This window comes from Mesorhizobium mediterraneum, assembly GCF_002284565.1.
GTDB lineage: Bacteria > Pseudomonadota > Alphaproteobacteria > Rhizobiales > Rhizobiaceae > Mesorhizobium > Mesorhizobium mediterraneum.
In genome coordinates, this window is record NZ_NPKI01000027.1 from 106186 (window position 1) to 123900 (window position 17715).

Annotated in this window: 14 protein-coding genes; 4 read left to right on the forward strand and 10 right to left on the reverse strand. The window is 62.1% G+C overall.

The genetic code is table 11. The annotated features are described in order from the left end of the window. Nucleotides 1–138 precede the first annotated feature (138 nt). The 3 genes from CIT25_RS22500 to CIT25_RS22510 all read left to right on the forward strand — a co-directional run bounded on the left by CIT25_RS22500 (nucleotide 139) and on the right by CIT25_RS22510 (nucleotide 2088). Nucleotides 139–327, forward strand: a complete 189-nt coding sequence (locus CIT25_RS22500) for a hypothetical protein (protein WP_095486713.1) — start codon at nucleotides 139–141, stop codon at nucleotides 325–327. Nucleotides 328–662: 335 nt separating this feature from the next. Beyond that, nucleotides 663–797 (forward strand): hypothetical protein, encoded by a 135-nt coding sequence (locus tag CIT25_RS38130; protein WP_013894968.1) that lies wholly within the window; start codon nucleotides 663–665, stop codon nucleotides 795–797. 352 nt (nucleotides 798–1149) lie between these two features. Beyond that, the gene (locus tag CIT25_RS22510; protein ID WP_348627380.1) at nucleotides 1150–2088 is read left to right on the forward strand and encodes a GlxA family transcriptional regulator; all 939 of its coding nucleotides are present in this window, start codon (nucleotides 1150–1152) and stop codon (nucleotides 2086–2088) included. Nucleotides 2089–2136: 48 nt separating this feature from the next. Here CIT25_RS22510 and CIT25_RS22515 read toward each other — a convergent pair whose 3' ends face one another. The 10 genes from CIT25_RS22515 to CIT25_RS22560 all read right to left on the reverse strand — a co-directional run bounded on the left by CIT25_RS22515 (nucleotide 2137) and on the right by CIT25_RS22560 (nucleotide 16231). Continuing rightward, nucleotides 2137–2979, reverse strand: coding sequence for a DUF1194 domain-containing protein (locus tag CIT25_RS22515; RefSeq protein WP_095486715.1), 843 nt, complete (start codon nucleotides 2977–2979; stop codon nucleotides 2137–2139). Nucleotides 2980–3099: 120 nt separating this feature from the next. Next, nucleotides 3100–5661 carry a GcvT family protein gene (locus CIT25_RS22520; protein WP_095486716.1) on the reverse strand — a complete coding sequence of 854 codons (2562 nt, stop codon included), beginning with the start codon at nucleotides 5659–5661 and terminating at the stop codon, nucleotides 3100–3102. 277 nt (nucleotides 5662–5938) lie between these two features. Then, nucleotides 5939–7168 (reverse strand): hypothetical protein, encoded by a 1230-nt coding sequence (locus tag CIT25_RS22525; protein ID WP_095486717.1) that lies wholly within the window; start codon nucleotides 7166–7168, stop codon nucleotides 5939–5941. A gap of 16 nt (nucleotides 7169–7184) precedes the next feature. Further along, nucleotides 7185–8657 carry an aspartate aminotransferase family protein gene (locus CIT25_RS22530; RefSeq protein WP_095486759.1) on the reverse strand — a complete coding sequence of 491 codons (1473 nt, stop codon included), beginning with the start codon at nucleotides 8655–8657 and terminating at the stop codon, nucleotides 7185–7187. Nucleotides 8658–8680: 23 nt separating this feature from the next. Beyond that, nucleotides 8681–9688 carry an NAD-dependent epimerase/dehydratase family protein gene (locus CIT25_RS22535; RefSeq protein ID WP_095486718.1) on the reverse strand — a complete coding sequence of 336 codons (1008 nt, stop codon included), beginning with the start codon at nucleotides 9686–9688 and terminating at the stop codon, nucleotides 8681–8683. Further along, a complete protein-coding gene (locus tag CIT25_RS22540; RefSeq protein ID WP_095486719.1) occupies nucleotides 9685–10131 on the reverse strand; it encodes an EamA family transporter in 447 nt (148 codons plus the stop codon). The genes CIT25_RS22535 and CIT25_RS22540 overlap by 4 nt, the downstream gene beginning before the upstream one ends. Nucleotides 10132–10237: 106 nt before the next feature. Beyond that, a complete protein-coding gene (locus CIT25_RS22545) occupies nucleotides 10238–11605 on the reverse strand; it encodes an FAD-binding oxidoreductase (protein ID WP_095486720.1) in 1368 nt (455 codons plus the stop codon). A 2-nt stretch (nucleotides 11606–11607) separates the two neighbouring features. After that, nucleotides 11608–13041 (reverse strand): UbiA family prenyltransferase, encoded by a 1434-nt coding sequence (locus CIT25_RS22550; RefSeq protein WP_095486760.1) that lies wholly within the window; start codon nucleotides 13039–13041, stop codon nucleotides 11608–11610. Between the two features lie 268 nt (nucleotides 13042–13309). Beyond that, the gene (locus CIT25_RS22555; protein WP_095486721.1) at nucleotides 13310–13573 is read right to left on the reverse strand and encodes a hypothetical protein; all 264 of its coding nucleotides are present in this window, start codon (nucleotides 13571–13573) and stop codon (nucleotides 13310–13312) included. A gap of 168 nt (nucleotides 13574–13741) precedes the next feature. After that, complete coding sequence (locus CIT25_RS22560) at nucleotides 13742–16231, reverse strand: mechanosensitive ion channel family protein (protein ID WP_095486722.1); 2490 nt, start codon at nucleotides 16229–16231, stop codon at nucleotides 13742–13744. 220 nt (nucleotides 16232–16451) lie between these two features. Here CIT25_RS22560 and CIT25_RS22565 point away from each other — a divergent pair, with 220 nt between their 5' ends. Next, the gene (locus CIT25_RS22565; protein ID WP_095486723.1) at nucleotides 16452–17711 is read left to right on the forward strand and encodes a sarcosine oxidase subunit beta; all 1260 of its coding nucleotides are present in this window, start codon (nucleotides 16452–16454) and stop codon (nucleotides 17709–17711) included. The last annotated feature ends 4 nt before the right edge of the window (nucleotides 17712–17715 follow it).

A 17715-nucleotide genomic window follows, 5' to 3' on the forward strand; every position in this document is an offset into this window, starting at 1 on the left:
CCATCGAAGGCAGACGTACCGAGGCCGCCTTGAAACGACTGTGACATTGATCTGCAATCGACACGAAATGAAGCTGAAACAAACCTGAAGTAGCTCTCATACGGGGCAAACTTCCGGCCCAACGCAAAGGAGAATGAAATGTCCATCCTGTCATCCATCGGCCGCATCGCGACCGAATTCAGCGCGGCCCGCGCCCGCTATCAGACCGAACGCGCCATCCGCTCTCTGCCGATCGAACTGCAGAAGGATATCGGCTGGCCCGAAGCCGCAGACACCAAGACCACCACTCGCTACGGCGTCGGATCCTGGGCTGGTGGAGCAAAATAGATCGTGTGTATTCAAAGCTGAAGGCCTGCCGCGCAGACGCTGCCCGGCAGGCCTTTTTATTTGTGGTCAAATGACCTTCCGAGCCATGTCGCCGCTGCATGGCGTATATGAAGGGGCTGCATAGCAGCCGACATTTCGAACTAACGCCTTGTAAGTGATCATAAATCTTAGGCGGAATGCCCAAATATGTCGCATTCCGTGTCGCTTTTCATATCAAGTGCTTCGCTTTTGCGATTTAGTTTCCCCTCACGTAAGCCTATATCAGCGCCAGCAAACGAGCTGCCCCACTCCATCAAGCGAAGGCGACCCGTCTGAGCAACCGAATGGAGATGATCATGAAGCTTTTTGCCCGCCTTTTCGCTCGCCGTGAAATGAACCTGACGACCGCGCTCGAGCGCCAGCGCCTTGCCAACACCATGCCCGGCCAGACCGGCGCCATGGCCGCCGCGCGTCTTGGTTTCGTCGCCTGATCTGACAAGCTTGCGAGCAGCGCTTCTTTCTGCTGCTTCGAAATTGATCAGAGCGCCGCTTCGGTCCTGCCGAGGCGGCGTTTTGTCGTGCGCCGACCACATCCGGCATATGTGCTCAATCCGGCAGCATGTTGGATCCGTCACCGTATAACGATTGCCCATTTGCGACCCATGTCGCAAATAAAGTCTTTCCGTTGCCGCCTAGCCAATTGACAGGAAAGGTTTTTCCTGATGTCGCTATGCTGATCGCGACATCCTGTTCGCGCCATTGCAGCGTGAGGGCTACCCTGTGAACGTCGTAAATCATCCGATCAAGCGATCGTTTGTGTTCTTCCTGGTCCCCGATTTCACCATGATCGCTTTTGCGACGGCGCTCGACCCGTTGCGTTCGGCCAACCGGATGCTCGGCTACGAGGCCTATCGCTGGCGGCTCGCCAGCATCGACGGCAAGCCGGTGCGCGCCTCGAACGGCGTCGAATGCGCCGTCAACACCTCGCTGGAGGACGAGCGCAAGAAGATGTCTGGCCCCGAACGGCCCAACATGGCGGTGGTCTGCAGCGGCATCAATGTCGAGCGTTACCAGAACAAATCGGCCTTCGCCTGGCTGCGCGAGGAATACAACCGCGGCGTCGCCCTCGGCGGCCTATGCACCGGCGCACATATATTGGCCGCCGCCGGCCTGTTGTCCAACAAGCGCTGCGCCATTCATTGGGAGAACCTGCCGGGATTTTCCGAGGCATTCCCCAAGGCCAATGTCTTTGCCGACCTCTTCGAGATCGACCAGAACATCTACACCTGCGCCGGCGGCACTGCGGCGCTCGACATGATGCTGAAGCTGATCGGCGACGATTTCGACGACAATCTCGTCAACCGGGTGTGCGAGCAAGTGTTGACTGACCGCGTGCGCAGCCCGACCGATCGTCAGCGCCTGCCTTTGCGCGCGCGCCTTGGCGTGCAGAACTCCAAAGTGCTGACCATCATCGAATTGATGGAAGCAAACCTGTCCGAGCCGCTGTCGCTGATCGAGATCGCCGATCATGTCGACCTGTCGCGCCGGCAGATCGAGCGCCTGTTCCGCACCGAGATGGGCAGATCCCCTGCCCGCTACTATCTGGAAATCCGGCTCGATCGGGCCCGGCACTTGCTGATCCAGTCATCGATGCCGGTGGTCGAGGTGGCGGTCGCTTGCGGCTTTGTCTCTGCCTCGCATTTCTCCAAATGCTACCGCGAGCTCTATGCGCGCTCGCCGCAGCAGGAGCGCGTCGATCGCAAGCAGTTGCTGGCCGCGTAAACAGCCAACATCTTGCACGCGTAGCCTCTGGCGGGGAGCGCTTGAAATCTAGCGGCTGTCGTACATCCAGCTTCGGTCGCGCCACATTTTTTCGCCGACCTGGCAGTCGGTGGCCGGCTTGTCTTGCGCCAGCACCACCGGCGAATGTGCCGCTTCGTCCGCCGCCCACTGTGGGGACGCAGGCCCGGCAAGCTCGAGCACCAGCTTGCGGCGGATCGCTTCGGGAAACTGCGTCCACTCATTGACCGGAATCATGAACGCGCCGGGCCCACCGATGACGCAGTCGGTGTAGTAGCGGTCGAGATAGTTGACGTCGTAGACGCTGGTGAAGCCGCTTCGGGTCATCAGCGGCAGGCCATTGATGGTGATGCCTTGCTTGACCAACCCGTCACGAACCACGTCGACGGGAGCACCTTGATTGTTGGGGCCGTCGCCTGAAATGTCGATGACGCGCTTGACGCCCCGAAAGCCGCTTTCGGCGAAGAGATCGCTGCCGAACTGCAGGGCACCGGAAATCGAGGTGCGCCGGGCGCTGTTGGGCGCATGGGCGGAGAGCTGCTCGACCACCCGAGCGGCGTCGGCACGATTGGCGATCACCGTCCACGGCACGATGACATGCTGCCAGGTCGTGCCGGCCCATTCGACATAGGTGACGGCGATCTTGCCATAGGCGCCATCGGCTATCGCCTGCAGCACCGTGTCGTGCGTCAGGGCCGCCACATAGCCGCGACGCTGGATTTCGAGCTCGGCTGGCGACATCGAAAGCGAAACGTCAACGGCAAGAACCAGCTCGACGTCGACCGGCTCGGCGGCGCGGGATTCTGGCGCCAGCCCAAGCGTCAGCGCAGCGGCAGCAGAGAGGAGATGTCTTGCGCGGGGAAAAGCAGACATGCCGCAAGGTAAGCGAGAATCGTCGCGTCACAAAGCGAAAAGCCCGAGGCTGGGCTGGGCCCATGCGTTCACGTTTTTGCGAGGCCACCCCATTGTAGCGGCCCGGCAAGTCATCATCGCTCAGCTGCGCGGATTGAAATTCTCCGGATCGTAGAGCGGCTTGTAGCCGACAGCGGCCACCTCGACCGGGTATGTCTCGCCGAAATACTCGACATTCAGCTTGCGGCCCTCCTGGCAATACGCCCAGGGCAGATAGGCGAGCGCAATGTTCTTGCCGATGGTCGGACCATAGGCGATCGAGGTCGTGAAGGACCGGCGGCCGAGTTCGTCGACCAGCGTCTCGCCCGTTTGCGGGTCCAACACCGGCATCGTGCCGACCGGATAACGGGCAACCCCCTTGGGATCGACATTGTCCGTCATGACGAGCGTGCAAAGCATGGCCGGCTGATGCGCTCGGGCGCGATATTCCAGATGCTTTGCCTTGCCGCTGAAATCGGCCTCCTTGACCTTCGGGCGAGCAAGATCGGCCTCCAGCAGGTTGTACTCGGTCAGAAGATCTGCGTTCTGCAGGCGCAGGCTCTTCTCCATGCGGCGGCTGTTGGCATAGGTCTCGACGCCAAAGGCCATCACGCCGGTCGAACGCAACGCGTCCCAGACGGCCAGGCCGTCTTCGTATCGCATATGCAGTTCCCAGCCCTGCTCGCCGACATAGGAGATGCGGAAAGCGGTCACGTCCTTTCCGGCAATCCTGACAGGCTTGATCGCTGCGAAGGCAAAATTCTCCGGCGTCAGCCCGTCCGGGTTCTCGACGACCTTCTGCAAGGTCGACCGCGCGTTCGGACCCCAGATGCCGATGGTCACGTATTTTTCGGTCACGTCCGTGACGGTGACGTCGAAGCCTTTGTCTTTTGCCGTCCGCCGCATGTACTGGAAGTCGCGCGGACCGGCATCGGCGCCGTCGATGACGCGGCAGCGGTCGGCCATGCGGATGACGGTCAGGTCGGCGCGCACCATGCCCTCGTCGTCGAGGAAATGGGTATAGATGCCCTTGCCGATGTTGGTATCGCCGCCGATCTTGGCCGCGCATAGCCACTCCATCAGCGCGACGTGATCCGGGCCTTCCACGTCGTACATCGCGAAATGCGATAGGTTGACGATGCCGCAATCCTCGCTCATGGCGAGATGCTCGGCATTTGAGACGCGCCAGAAATGGCGGTTGTCCCACTCGTTTTCACGCACTGGCACCCGGTTGCCGTATTTCTCGAGCAGGTGCTCGTTGGCGGCATAGCCATGGGCGCGCTCCCAGCCGCCCAGTTCCATGAAATAGCCGCCGAGTTCCTTCTCGCGCGCCCAGAAGGGCGAGCGGCGCACGTCGCGAGCCTTAGAGAAGGGCTCACGCGGATGGACCGCCGGATTGTAGACCTTCATCGCCGTTTCGGTGCAGCGGTCCCAGATGAACTGCTCTTGCGTCTGGTGCGGATAGAAGCGCGAATAGTCGATGGCGTGGTGATCGATCGACGTCCGGCCGTCCGTCATCCAGTCGGCGATGAGCTTGCCCATGCCGGGGCCGTCCTTGACCCAGATCGCGACGGCATACCAGAGGCCGCGCACCTTCTGGCTCTCGCCCATGGAGGGGCCGCCGTCTGCCGTCACCTGCAGAAGCCCGTTGAAGGAATGGCTCTCATTGTAGCCCAGTTCGCCCAGGATCGGCGTCAGTTCCATGGCGCGCTCGAGCGGGGCGAGGATCTGTTCCATGTCGAGGTCGCGCTGCGAGGGCGAAAGACGGGCCTGGTTCTTCTCCAGAAGGTCGCGCGGATGGCAAAGGCGCGGATTGGTCTCTTCGTAATAGCCCCATTCGATCTGACCGCCTTCGGCGGTCTTGGGATCGCCGGTGTCGCGCATGTAAGCCGAATTGCCCTGGTCGCGCAGCAGCGGCCAGCCGATCTCCTTGCCGGTGCCGGCGAACTCGGTATACGGCCCGAAGAAGGTGAGCGGATGATCGATCGGCATCACCGGCAGGTCCTCGCCCACCATTTCCGCGATCAACCGGCCCCAGATACCCGCGCAAACAATCACGTAGTCGGCTTCGATTGTGCCGCGATCGGTCACCACGCCTTTGATGCGCCCATTCTCGACGATAAGCGACTTGGCCGGTGTGTTCGCGAAGGATCTGAGCTTGCCGGAGGCTTCCGCCTGGTCGACCAGCTTGCCGGCGACCGTTTGCGAGCGCGGGATGACGAGACCGGCATCGGGATCCCACAGGCCGCCCTGCACCATCTCTTCTTCGATCAGCGGGAATTTCTGCTTGATCTCGGCCGGCTCGATCAGGCGGGCGCGCGTGCCGAACGCCTTTGCCGAGGCGATCTTGCGCTTGATCTCCGCCATGCGATCGTCGTCGCCGACGCGGGCGACCTCGAGGCCGCCGATGCGGGCGTAATGGCCCATCTTCTCGTAGAAATCGATGGAGTAGAGCGTCGTCCAGCAGGACAGGAAATCATGGCTGGTCGTGTAGCAGAAGTCGGAGGCGTGCGCTGTCGAGCCGATATCGGTCGGGATGCCTGATTTGTCGATGCCGACGATGTCATGCCATCCGCGCTCGATAAGGTGATGGGCGACCGATGCGCCGACAATGCCGCCCAGCCCGACGATGACGACCTTCGCCTTTTCCGGAAACCCTGCCATTGCCCGCGACTCCAAAGTGCTGTTGCAGGCGCCGGCGCCCGCTTGACCGGCGCACAATATGCAGGCGACGGCCATCGTGCTACCGCCTGTTTGCGACACGCCGCAGGTGCGGCGCGACCCCGACGCATAACGCCGAAAAATCGGAATCGATTTTCGCTGGGATCATGCGCAGAAAGAAGTTCTACGGCGTCCTTTGCGCGTCCAAAGGACGCGTGGCGCAGCAGGTGAGATCAGCGGCTTCAAGGGAAAATGATGCGCGCCGGGCTGGAGACGCAACTCATGGTTTATCGTCCGGAATGACGTGCAACACTGCGGCTCGTCGCCCTTTGATGCTCGTCCACAGCGCCATGAATGGACCAGCGAGCAGCAGAAACGGCGGAATCAGGTTGGGAAAGTAGATGCGGGTGTCGTGGATCGGGAAGACGGTGAACTTGGCCAGCACGCCGAGCACCAATGCCGCGAACAGGATGCCGGCGCGGCGGTCGAGCTTGAAGCCGGCGCGGCTTGAGGCATACCACCCCGCCAGCGCCAGCACCGAGACGCCGATCCAGCCGTTGAGACTGACGGCGCGGACCAGCGAGGCGGCAAAGGCCCGAAGATAGGCGACAACCGAGAACGGTGGATCGAAGCCGTCCATATTGTAGTGCTGCTCGATGCTGGAGAACCACAGATGCGGCCACCAGCCGGGATGCTGCGCCCAATGCGAGATGACGAAATAGGCGACCAGGGAGGCGGCAAAGCCGGCCAGCGCGCCCCACGCCTTCTGCCGGAAGGCGACCAGTAACATGGCGAAGATGGCAAGAAAGACGACGTTGTCGGGCCGCGCCATGAAGGCGAGAAAGAGCAAGATTGCGGTGGCCACCTCGCGGCCGCGCACATACGCAAAAAGTCCGCCGAGGAACAGGGCCGAGCACAGGAGATCCGGTGTCGCTGCGCGTGCCACGTCGCCGAATTCGGCCATGATCAGCACCGCGCCGGCGACCGGCGCCAGCGGCAGCGCGCCTTCGGACCGCAGCCAGAACAGCGTGATCGCGCCGAACAGCAGCACCGACAATACCTGTAACAGCCGCATCGCATCGATCGGCGACATCACCGAACTGGTTATCGAAAGGATCTCGGCGTAGAGGAACTTGACCCGGTACATGCCGAGCAGAGAATGGAAGTCGGCGGCGTTGCCGGCCATATGGCTGCGGAAGCCGCCGCCATCATCGACCAAGGCCTTGTATTCGCCAGCCGACACACCGTCCTTGACCGTGCCATAGGCATAGTCGTGCAGCGCCTGCACATCGGGGTAGGTGCCTTCCTCGGCGATCGCCAGATAGGGCAGCATGTCCCAATTGGCGTCGGGCATGAACCATGCCGTCACGGCAGTCAGAAGGATGTAGAGCGCAAAGGCCGCCGCCCCGATCGGTGCGGCAAGACGCGCATAGGTGCCCTCGCCCCACGCCAGACCGGCCTCGGTGAGCCGGTCGAGCAGGTTTGTCGGAACGGGGGATTTGGTCAGCATGGTTTCGCTCAGCAGCCTAGCGGACCTGGCTTTTGACGAAATCCTTCACGATCGACACGATGCCGCGCGACAGCAGGCTGTCGAGCGCCTCGACAAAGCGGTCGACATGTTCGCGCTGGCAGATCAGCGGTGGTTCGAGGCGGATGACGTTGCGGTTGTATTCGGTGAAGGCAACGAGCACGTCGTAGTCGCGCAGCAGCAGCGCTCCGACGAAGCCGGACAAGGACCCCTTCAGCTTGTCGTCAAGCACGCTGACCACAGGCCGCAGCACCATCGGCAAGGTCTGCGAAAAGTCGTGGAATTCCAGCCCGACCATAAGCCCCTTGCCCCGCACGTCCTTGATGATCTTGGGATATTTCTCCTTGAGCGCTTGCAGCCGTTGCAGGAGGTAGTCGCCGGTCATCGCGGCGTTGTCGATCAGTCCCTCGTCGTAAAGCACGTTGAGCGCCTCGATCGAGGTGATACAGGCCTCGCCCATGCCGCCGAAGGTGGCCATGGCGTGGATCATCGCCGTCTTCGGCGTGCCATAGGCCTTCATGTAGACCTCGCGCCTGGCGATCATCGCGCCGACCGCCGCCTTGCCGCCACCGAGCGACTTCGCCAGCGCCGTCACGTCAGGAACGACGCCGTAATGCTCGAAGGCATAGAAGCGGCCGGTGCGTCCATAGCCGCACTGCACCTCGTCGGCGACCCACAGCACGCCATACTGATCGCAGAGCGCGCGCAACTTCTGCCAGTATTCGGCAGGCGCCTGGATGATCCCGCCGCCGCCCTGGATGGTTTCCAGCACGATGACGCCGACCTCGGGATCGGAGCGGAAGGTGCGCTCGACCGCCTCGATGTCGGCGAACGGGATACGCACGACATTGTCGGCGACCTTGAAGTCGGCGCGGTAGAGCGAGCCGTCGGTAATCGCCAGCACACCCTTGGTCTTGCCGTGGAAGGAATTCTCGGCATAGACGACCTTCGGCCGCTTCGGGCCGGCGGCTCGCTCGGCGAGCTTCACGGCCGCTTCCATGGCTTCTGAGCCGGACGAGCCCAGAAACACCATGTCGAGATCGCCGGGCGAGCATTTGGCGAGATTGTGCGCCAGGGCCGCCGCATATTGCGACATGAACGCGATGGCGATTTCCTGCCGCTTCTCATCCTGGAATTTCTTGCGCGCTTCGAGAAGGCGCGGATGATTGTGGCCGAAGGCCAGCGAGCCGAAACCACCGAAGAAATCCAGGATTCTGCGGCCGTTCTGATCGATGTAGAACATGCCTTCGGCACGCTCGATCTTGATCTTGTGGAAGCCGAGCAGCCTCATGAAATGCAGCTGGCCGGGGTTGAGGTGCGCCTTGAACAGGTCGGTCATGCGCGCGACGTCCATCGTCTTGGCCTGCTCGACGCTGATCAGATCGGGCTTGACGGTGGTGGCGGGCGAAAGCGCCGGCGCGCTGACCGTGGCGCGCGCAGTCGTGTGGTCTGGCTTGGTCATGACGGTCATCTCAAGAGTCTCCTGCTGGCCCTTCACTCGGCGGGCACATGTTTGGCGGCGACGGCATGGCCGTCTTTCTTGGCGCGATATTCGCTGTAGGCGGCGATCAGCATGTCCTCGTCGCGATATTGCGGCACCCAGCCGAGTTGGCGCTCGGCCTTGGACACGTCGAGCACGCAGTCCTCGTCGGCGATCAGATACTGCTCCGGATCCATGATCGGCATGTTCAAGAGGTCGAGCAGGTCGAGCGTGCGCTTGACCGCCCAGCCCGGTGTCGGAATCAGGATCGACTTCGAACCGGCATGCCTGATCAGATCGCCGAGCAGTTTCCTGACCGGCGGCGGATTAAGCGAGCCGAGATTATAGGCCTCATCAGGCACGCCCGCCTTCCAGGCGGCGCGCGCGGCCTCGGCGCAGTCGAACACCGAGATGAACTGATAGGGGTTCTTGCCCGAGCCGATCATCGGCACCGGAAGGTTCCAGTCGATCAGCTTGAACAGTTTCTCGAGGATGCCGAGGCGGCCGGGGCCGATGATGAGGCGCGGCCGAAACAGCGAGATCGACATGCCGCGCTTGCGCCATTCGGCGGCCAGTTCCTCGGTCTTCTGCTTCGACCAGCCATATTCGCCGAGCGGCGCGACCGGATGGTCCTCCGTCATCGGTTGTGTGACCGTGTGGCCGTAGATCATGTCGGTCGTGTAGTGGACGAGCCTCGGAGCACCGGCCTTGTCCATCGCCTGCAGGATGTGCTCGGTGCCGTGGAAATTCACCGGGAAGAAGAACTCGTGGCGTTTGGCGCGGACCTGGATCGGCGACAGCATTTTCGCCGACAGATTGTAGACCATGTCGTCGGCCTTCAGCCCGACCGAAGCGACCGAGGCCGGATCGGTGACGTCGCACCTGACATATCGGACCGAGCGGTAATGCGGCAGATCGCTTTTAGCGATATCGGCGACAACCACCTCCTCGCCGTCGGCCAGAAGTTTCGGGGCAAGGTGGCGGCCGACGAAACCGTCACCGCCGAAGATCACATGTCTCATCGAACGATCCCACTGTGAATCTTGTCGGACGAAAGGGAGGCCGTTTCCTCGTCATGCCCGCGCCCACCCAAATCCCGGCCACTTTGGGCGATCAGCACCGTGCCGACGCAGATGAAAGCGATGCCGGCGATACGCCAGCCATTGAGGTCCTCGCGGAAGACGAAATAGGCGAAGATCGCAACGGCGACATAGGCGAGGCTGAGGAATGGGTATGCGAAACTGAGCTCGACCTTGGACAGCACATAGAGGTGCGACGCCATCGAGATGACGAAGGTGCACAGGCCGAGGAAAACCCACGGGCTGAAGACGATCTGCAACAGCTTCAGCAATGGATTGGTGCCCTCGAAGGAAATCTGGCCGAGCGACATCATGCCCTGCTTCAGCATGAGCTGCGCAGCGGCGTTGGTCATGACCGTGAACAGAATGAAGACGATGTATTTCATGTCTTTTCCAGCAACCCTTCCTCGTTCTATTAAAAACCTGCAAACATTTCGTGAAGCACAGGAAAACTCGAAGAAAGCTTTACCTTATCGTTCCATTAACCATGAACTATTCGAATCTTATCGAATCCTCGGCTTCGGCGGGGTCGCGTCGCGCGTCGAGCTTTTTCGCCGTTCGCGCCCAGAAGCTCGACAAGAAGGCGGGGTCGCGGATGGCTTCGAGGCGCTGCCATTCCGGAAAGGACGCGGCGAAAACGTCGGCACCCATTCGGGCGTCCTTGTAAGGATTGACCGCGCCACCGGCCTCGACGGTGATTTGGTCGAGTTCCTTCAGCAGCGCCAGCGTCGCCCGGCCACGGTTGGGAAAATCCAGCGTCAGCGTGAAACCCGGTCGCGGGAACGACAGCAGTGCCGGCGAGCGGATCGAGCCGAAGCGCTTCAAGACCGTGAGAAACGAGCCCTGCCTGGCCCTTTTTGCCGCCGCAAGCAGCGCCGGCACCGCCCGGCGCGCGACGTCTTCCGGCACCACGCTCTGATGCTGGAAAAGCCCGTTCGGTCCGTAGAGCCGGTTCCAGTTGCCGACGCCGTCGAGCGGAAAGAAAAAACCCTGGTAGCCCACCCGGCGCGGCGCCGTAGACCGGCCTTTCTTCCACCGGTAGGCTGCGTTGAAAGCAGTCAGGAACGGCCGGTTGAGCACGTTGAACGGCGGCTGGAACGGCACCGAAAGATTCCCGCTTGCACGCAAGGCCACATGGGAGCCATGCTCGGCGTGATTGCCGGTGAACAGCAGCCCGCGCCCACGGCCGTGGCCGCCGGCAAGCTGGTCGATCCAGGCCACGACGTATTCGTTGGCCTGGTCGGCCGCTTGGGCAAGCTCGAAGAATTCGCCGAGGTCGCGGAACGGGGTCGCCGTCTCGACGATGTCGAGCGATGGCACCCGCATCAGCCGGATAGATGCCGACAGGATCAGTCCGGTCAGCCCCATGCCGCCGATCGTTGCGGCAAACAGGCGTGCGTTGTCGGTGGCCGAGCAGTAGTAGGTCCGTCCATCCGATCTGAGCAGCGTGAAGGATTCGACATGGCAGCCGAAGGTGCCGCGCCGGTGATGGTTCTTGCCGTGAACATCATTGGCGATGGCGCCGCCGAGCGTGACGAACTGCGTGCCAGGAACGACGGCCGGAAAGAATCCGTAGGGCGCCGCATGGGCGATGATGTCGGGCAGAAGCACGCCGGCCTCGGCCTCCATCACGCCGGTCTCGGCATTAAAGGCGCGGATGCGATTCAGCGGCCGCATGTCGACGACCTTGCCAGCCTCGTTCTGGCAGGAATCGCCATAGGAGCGGCCGTTGCCATAGGCGAGCAAGGCGTTTCTTGTCGCCTTGCCGCTCTTCAGCAACGCAACAGCGTCGTCCGCCGGGATCACATCGAGTGCCGGCGGCGTGGCAAGGCCGAAGCTCTGAAAACGCTGCTTCGCCACGCCTACCAGCCTCCGGCGACCAGAAACACGGCGCCGATGAGCACGACGATCTGGCTGCGCCAGTCGCGAATGATGAAGACGACCGGATCGTCGTGCATCTCGTCGCGGCGGGCGAGTATCCAGACGCGCATGGTCAGATAGAGCACGATCGGGGCCAGCGGCCAGACCAGCCAGGGGTGCGGATAGAGTTCGCGCACCGCAACGCTGTCCATATAGAGGGCCAGCACCAGTGCCGAGGAAAAGGCCGAGGCCATGCCCGCCTGGGCGACGATCTCCTGGTCTTCGGTGCGGTAGCCGCGGCCGGCAATGCGCTCGCCGGCTGGAATGGCGGTCGTGCGCAGCTCAACGAAACGCTTCACCAGCGCCAGCGACAGAAAAAAGAAGATCGAGAAGGCCAGCAGCCAGAACGAGACGTCGACGCCGGTCGCCGCGGCGCCCGCCAGAACGCGGATCGTGTAGAGACCGGCCAACGTCAGCACGTCGATCAGGAGCATGCGCTTGAACGACAGCGAATAGGCGGTGGTGACAATGATGTAGCCGCCGAGAACGCCGAGGAATCCGATCGGCAGCAGAAGCCCTGCTCCAACACCTATTGCAAGCAGCACCGCCATCGAACCGAGGCCGAACGGGATCGACAGCGCGCCGCTGGCGAATGGCCGGCTGCGCTTGGTCAGATGTTTGCGGTCGAGCGCGAGATCGAAGAAATCGTTGAGGATGTAGATGGCGGAAGCGACCGCGCTGAACGAGACGAATGCCAGCAAGCATTCCCAGATCATGTCGGCGTTGAAGTATTCGTGCGACAGCACCATCGGCACCGCGATCAGCGAGTTCTTCAGCCACTGATGAACACGCAGCATCTTGACGATGGTCCTGAATGTCGGCTTCGGCGCCGGCATCATTTCGGCACTGTGCGCGGCCTGCCAGCGCGCAGCATGGCGGTCGGGCGCGACGACGATTGCCGTGCGCGCGGCGTCGAATACGCTAAGGTCGTGCCGGCTGTTTCCGGCATAGTCGAAGCCGCCATCGCCATAGGCGGCGACAAGCGAAGCGCGCTTTCTGCCTGCAGTCATGTTGTAGGGGCCATCGGTCGCCAGGACGCGATCGAATATCCCGAGATGCGCGGCGATCGCCTCGGCGAATTTGCGTGGCGTGCCGGTCGCCAGCACGATCTGGCGGCCCTCGCCATGTTCAATGCGAAGGCGCTGAAGCAGCGTCTCGCGATAAGGCAGCGATGCAGGGTCGATCTCGACGCGTTGAGCGATGGCCTGCTTCAACTGCGCCGGCCCGCCGGCAAGCCAAAACGGCACGAGGAAGATATAGAGCGGATTCTTCTTGAGAAGGATGAACAGCCCTTCCCACAACAGGTCCGTCGCGATCAGCGTGCCGTCGAGATCGACCGCAAGCGGAATTGCGTTCCTGTCCGACCGCGCATCCATTTTCGTTGCCCTGCCTGAAAGCGCATGACCCCGAAAACCGATTTTTTCGGAAAGGATCATGCGCCGATCCAAAACCAGCGCCGTGCTTCGGCGTCTTCGGCTCGATATAGCGGGGAACAGCGCAGCGAACGTTAAAACGCCCAGCCTGGCTTGGCTTGCATGACGGAATTTCGCTCTTCATCGTTAAGCATCGATGACCCGAAACGATAAAAAGGCCGGGCATTTTCCCGGCCTTCGAAAGCAAGCAGTCAACGTTACTTCATGCGGGTTACTTGATACGGGCGACCCCGCCTGAGATTTCGATCGTTTCCGAGCCGGTCAGCGCCTCGAGGTCGCCATTCGGCATGGTAACGAAACACCCGCTCGGGCAGAATTCCGCGGTTTCGCCGGCGGCCAGCGCCAGCTCCGTTTTGCCACCGCCTTCGGTCACGACCAGCGTGCGGGTCTCGGCGTCCTTGTTGGTCGCGCTGGCGGCGAAGGCTGAACCGCCCACGGCAAGAAAAGCGATGGCGGCGACGAGAGACTTCCACATTTGCAATATCGGTGTTTCCACCGCCTCTGTTGCATTTCGCAAGGCATTCTCGCCCTTTGCATGTGAGCTTATATGAGATGCAAGCTGAACGGCAACTGAATGCCGCATTCATGCCGCATTTGGTTCTCGCTGCGCCGAGAGCTGGCATCAGCTGAATCTTGATAGATCCTAATCGGGATCCGGCTTGCGGATCTTGCGCCCGGATTTGGCCAGGCGTTTCGCCTCGGCCACGGCTTCCGCCTTCGCTTGCTCCTGTTCGGCAAAATCGACTTCGATCTTGTCGTCGTCGATCGGCCACGCCTCATGCTTCTTGGTCTCTACGACGGCGCGCGGCGCCGATGGAATTTCGATATGTTGGTCGGCGAACACATCGAGGACGGCAAACCGGATGTCGTTCTGCACGACGTTGCCGTTCATCACGTCCGCCAGGAACACGCGGATTTCGAATTCGAGAGCGGCCGGCCCGAAATTGGTGAACAGCACGAAGGGTTCGGGATTCTTCAGCACCAGCGGATGGCCACGCGCGATCTCCAAAAGCGCAGCATGGGCCTGTTTTACGTCGCTGCCGTAGGCGACGCCGACCTTGATGTCGATGCGACCGAGCTTGTTCCGGTGCGTCCAGTTGCCGACGGCATTGTTGATCAGGTTTGAATTGGGCAGGATCACCGACTGCCGCTGGAACGTCTCGATCTCGGTAGCGCGCACGCTGATCTTCTTGACCGTGCCGCTGATGTCACCGGCGACGATCCAGTCACCGACCTTGAATGGCCGCTCCGCCAAAAGGATCAGGCCGGAGACGAAGTTGGAGACGACGTTCTGCAGGCCAAAGCCGATACCGAGGGACAGGGCGCCGGCGACAAGCGCCAGGTTGGAGAGATCGATGCCAGCCGCCGAGACGCCGACGAGCGCTGCGAGCGCGACGCCGGCATAGCCGACCGCCAACCGGATCGAGTTGCGCACGCCGGTATCGACCTTGCCGCGCGCCATCACCGAGCCGTCGAGCCAGCCCTGGAACCAGCGCGTCAGGAAATAGCCGATGATGAAGACAACGATGCCGCTCAGGATGCCGGTCAACGAGATCGTCACCGAGCCGATGGTCAGGCCCGTCGCCAGCTTGTAGCCCCAGGCCTGGATGTCGCCGGGCTGGAAGCCCCACATCAGCAGGATCAGCGGCAGGAATACCAGCACGATCATGACATTGATGGCGACGCTGACGACCAGGCCGAGCTGGTCGAGCGCGGACTCCTCATAGCTGGAATTGACCGACAGCCAGCGCCCGATCGACGTGTTGGCAAAGCCGCCTTCCTCGCTGATCGCCCGCGCCGACAGGAAGCCGATATAGGCGGTGACCAGTATGGTGCCGGTGACCACGACCTGCAGCGAGACGAAGATGGCAAGGCCGATATAGCCGAGCAGCGCCGCGGCGACGGTGAAAAGGCCTAGCGCGAAGGCGGTGTACCGCAGCCACGCCGGCCAGGGCCGCCAGCGTCCGTCGGTGGCCTTGAACGGTTTCAGCAGCCCCATCAGGATCAGGATGACGCCAACGATGATGGTGGCGACAAAACTTCTGGCGATGGTCAGCGACAGCGGCGAGCCCATCTTGTCATTGACGACCGACAGGAAATTATTGATGCCGATAACCACCGCCATGGCCGTCGTCAGCCGCACCAGCCAGCGTGCCGGGCCGGTTTCAACGGGTATGAGCCGCCAGTTCGGCAGCCGCGGCTCCAGCGCCGCATTGGTCAGCCGGTTGACGCAGAACACCACCGCTATGACGGCGACCAGCGCATTCAGGAATACACCGATATCGCCGCGCAACACGTTGTAGTAGTTGAAAAAGAACACGGTCGAGACCAGGAAGACGCCGACCGCCAGCGTCGGCAGCAATGTCGACCAGAACGCCACCGACAGCCGGCTGAGATAGGAGGGGTCCTCAACGGAAGGGTCCGCTTCGAAGACACGCCCGAACAGACGCCGCCCACCGACAAAAAGCACTGCAGCCAGCGAAAGCGCCATCAAGGTCGCAGCCAGCACGGCCTGGAATTTGAACTTGAAGGCGAAGGTCAGCCAGGACGATACCGCCTTGTAAAAATTGGCGTATTCGTCCTGCGCATCGGAGAAGACCTCCGGGCTCAGTGCATCGGACAGCACATAACGTTTGGTGAGCACATTCCGAAACAGCTCGCTGCGCATGGTGCTAATCTTGTCGATCAGTCCGCTGATGCGGATCGACAGGTTCTGCGCGCTGGCGATGACGGCATTGATCTCCGCCTTTTCGGCGGCCAGTGCCCCGCGCTCGCTGGTGACGATCTCGGGTTCCTGTGGCTGACCCTCGGCCGGCGGCGCGCCCAGCACCTCGATACGGTTGTTGATGTCGGCAAGACGCGAACGAAATGCCAGCGCACTGGTCAACGCTGCCCGCGAAATATCCTCCAGTTGCAGCCGGATATCGACGAGGCCCGCGTCCTCCTCGGCCTCCTGCGGTATCTTTTTCTCGAGATCGTCGGTTTTGGCGGTCAGGTCCTGGATCGCCTTCATCTGCTCTGCGATCAGCGCGGCGGCGCCTTGGCCGATGGCCTGCGCCATCGCGTCGGAAGACGGCGGCGCCAAGACGAAAAGCGCAAGGATCAGAACCAGGCGGAGCAAACGAAAGAACATGATGTTTCCGGCGACTCGCGGACGGCAAAAGGCGGTTTCAAAAGCCCGTCCTTGATAAAGACGCTCATATCAAGGAGCAAGCCGTCGCGGGCGGCTCGTTTTCGGAGTCGGCCAGTCGAAAAGCGATGGCGCAATATTGGCTTTGCGGCAGCGGCCTGCTCTATAGTGTGCCGCATCGCCCAAAACGGATGACAAAAAGCCAGAACGGATAACAATAAGAATGGCGGAATATTCGGCCTTCTCGCTTCTCAAAAACGCGCTGACCGGCAACAAGGACTGGAAGCCGGCCTGGCGCAAGCCGGATCCGAAGGCATCCTACGACGTGATTGTCATCGGCGGCGGCGGCCACGGCCTGTCGACCGCCTATTATCTCGCCAAGGAGCACGGCATCACCAATGTCGCGGTGCTGGAGAAGGGCTGGCTCGGCTCCGGCAATGTCGGCCGCAACACGACGGCCGTTCGCTCCAACTACCTGCTGCCTGCCAACACCCGCTTCTACGAACATTCGATGAAGCTGTGGGAGAACCTGTCGCACGACCTCAACTACAACGTCATGTTCTCGCAGCGCGGCTGCCTGAACCTGGCGCACACGCCTGCCCAGCTTGACGATCTTGCGCGACGCGGCAACGCCATGCGCCATCTCGGCGTCGACGCCGAACTGATGACCACGGCGGAGATCGCACGCCTGATACCGGCGCTGGACGTCTCGGGCGCGGCTCGCTTCCCGGTCGTCGGCGGGCTGATGCAACCGCGCGCCGGCACCGCCCGCCACGATGCCGTCGCCTGGGGCTATGCGCGCGGCGCCGACCGTCGCGGCGTCGACATCATCGAAAATTGCGAGGTCACCGGTTTCCTGCGTGATGGCGACCGCGTCACCGGCGTCTCGACCTCGCGTGGTGAGATCCGCGCCAAGAAGGTGGCGGTCGCGGTGGCCGGCAGCACCGGACGGGTCATGCAGCTTGCCGGCATCGAGACGATGCCGATCGAGAGCCATGTGCTGCAGGCCTTCGTGACGGAATCGCTGAAGCCATTCGTCAATACCGTCCTCACCTTCGGCATGGGCCATTTCTACATGTCCCAATCGGACAAGGGCGGCCTTGTCTATGGCGGCGATCTCGACGGCTACAACAGCTACGCCCAGCGCGGCAGTTTGCCTATTGTCGACGAGGTGATGAGCGAGATGCTGGCGCTGTTTCCGGGGCTTGCGCGCGTGCGCATGCTGCGCTCCTGGGGCGGCGTCTGCGACATGTCGATGGACGGCTCGCCGATCATCACCACCGGCCCGCTGCCGGGCATGTATCTCAACTGCGGCTGGTGCTACGGCGGCTTCAAGGCGACGCCGGCGTCTGGCTGGTGCTTTGCCTGGACCATCGCCAAGGACGAGCCGCACGACTTCAACGCGCCCTTCACGCTCGACCGCTTCCATCGCGGCATGGTGATCGACGACAAGGGCCAGGGCGCGACGCCGCGGCTGCATTAGGTAA

Bases quoted from the DNA above. Each gene is read 5' to 3' on its own strand.
- CIT25_RS22540 (WP_095486719.1), bottom strand. From the start codon at position 10,131: ATGAAATACATCGTCTTCATTCTGTTCACGGTCATGACCAACGCCGCT.
- CIT25_RS22550 (WP_095486760.1), bottom strand. From the start codon at position 13,041: ATGGATGCGCGGTCGGACAGGAACGCAATTCCGCTTGCGGTCGATCTC.
- CIT25_RS22520 (WP_095486716.1), bottom strand. From the start codon at position 5,661: ATGGCAGGGTTTCCGGAAAAGGCGAAGGTCGTCATCGTCGGGCTGGGC.
- CIT25_RS22510 (WP_348627380.1), top strand. From the start codon at position 1,150: ATGATCGCTTTTGCGACGGCGCTCGACCCGTTGCGTTCGGCCAACCGG.
- CIT25_RS22555 (WP_095486721.1), bottom strand. From the start codon at position 13,573: ATGTGGAAGTCTCTCGTCGCCGCCATCGCTTTTCTTGCCGTGGGCGGT.
- CIT25_RS22565 (WP_095486723.1), top strand. From the start codon at position 16,452: ATGGCGGAATATTCGGCCTTCTCGCTTCTCAAAAACGCGCTGACCGGC.
- CIT25_RS22525 (WP_095486717.1), bottom strand. From the start codon at position 7,168: ATGCTGACCAAATCCCCCGTTCCGACAAACCTGCTCGACCGGCTCACC.
- CIT25_RS22560 (WP_095486722.1), bottom strand. From the start codon at position 16,231: ATGTTCTTTCGTTTGCTCCGCCTGGTTCTGATCCTTGCGCTTTTCGTC.
- CIT25_RS22500 (WP_095486713.1), top strand. From the start codon at position 139: ATGTCCATCCTGTCATCCATCGGCCGCATCGCGACCGAATTCAGCGCG.
- CIT25_RS22535 (WP_095486718.1), bottom strand. From the start codon at position 9,688: ATGAGACATGTGATCTTCGGCGGTGACGGTTTCGTCGGCCGCCACCTT.
- CIT25_RS22530 (WP_095486759.1), bottom strand. From the start codon at position 8,657: ATGACCGTCATGACCAAGCCAGACCACACGACTGCGCGCGCCACGGTC.
- CIT25_RS38130 (WP_013894968.1), top strand. From the start codon at position 663: ATGAAGCTTTTTGCCCGCCTTTTCGCTCGCCGTGAAATGAACCTGACG.
- CIT25_RS22515 (WP_095486715.1), bottom strand. From the start codon at position 2,979: ATGTCTGCTTTTCCCCGCGCAAGACATCTCCTCTCTGCTGCCGCTGCG.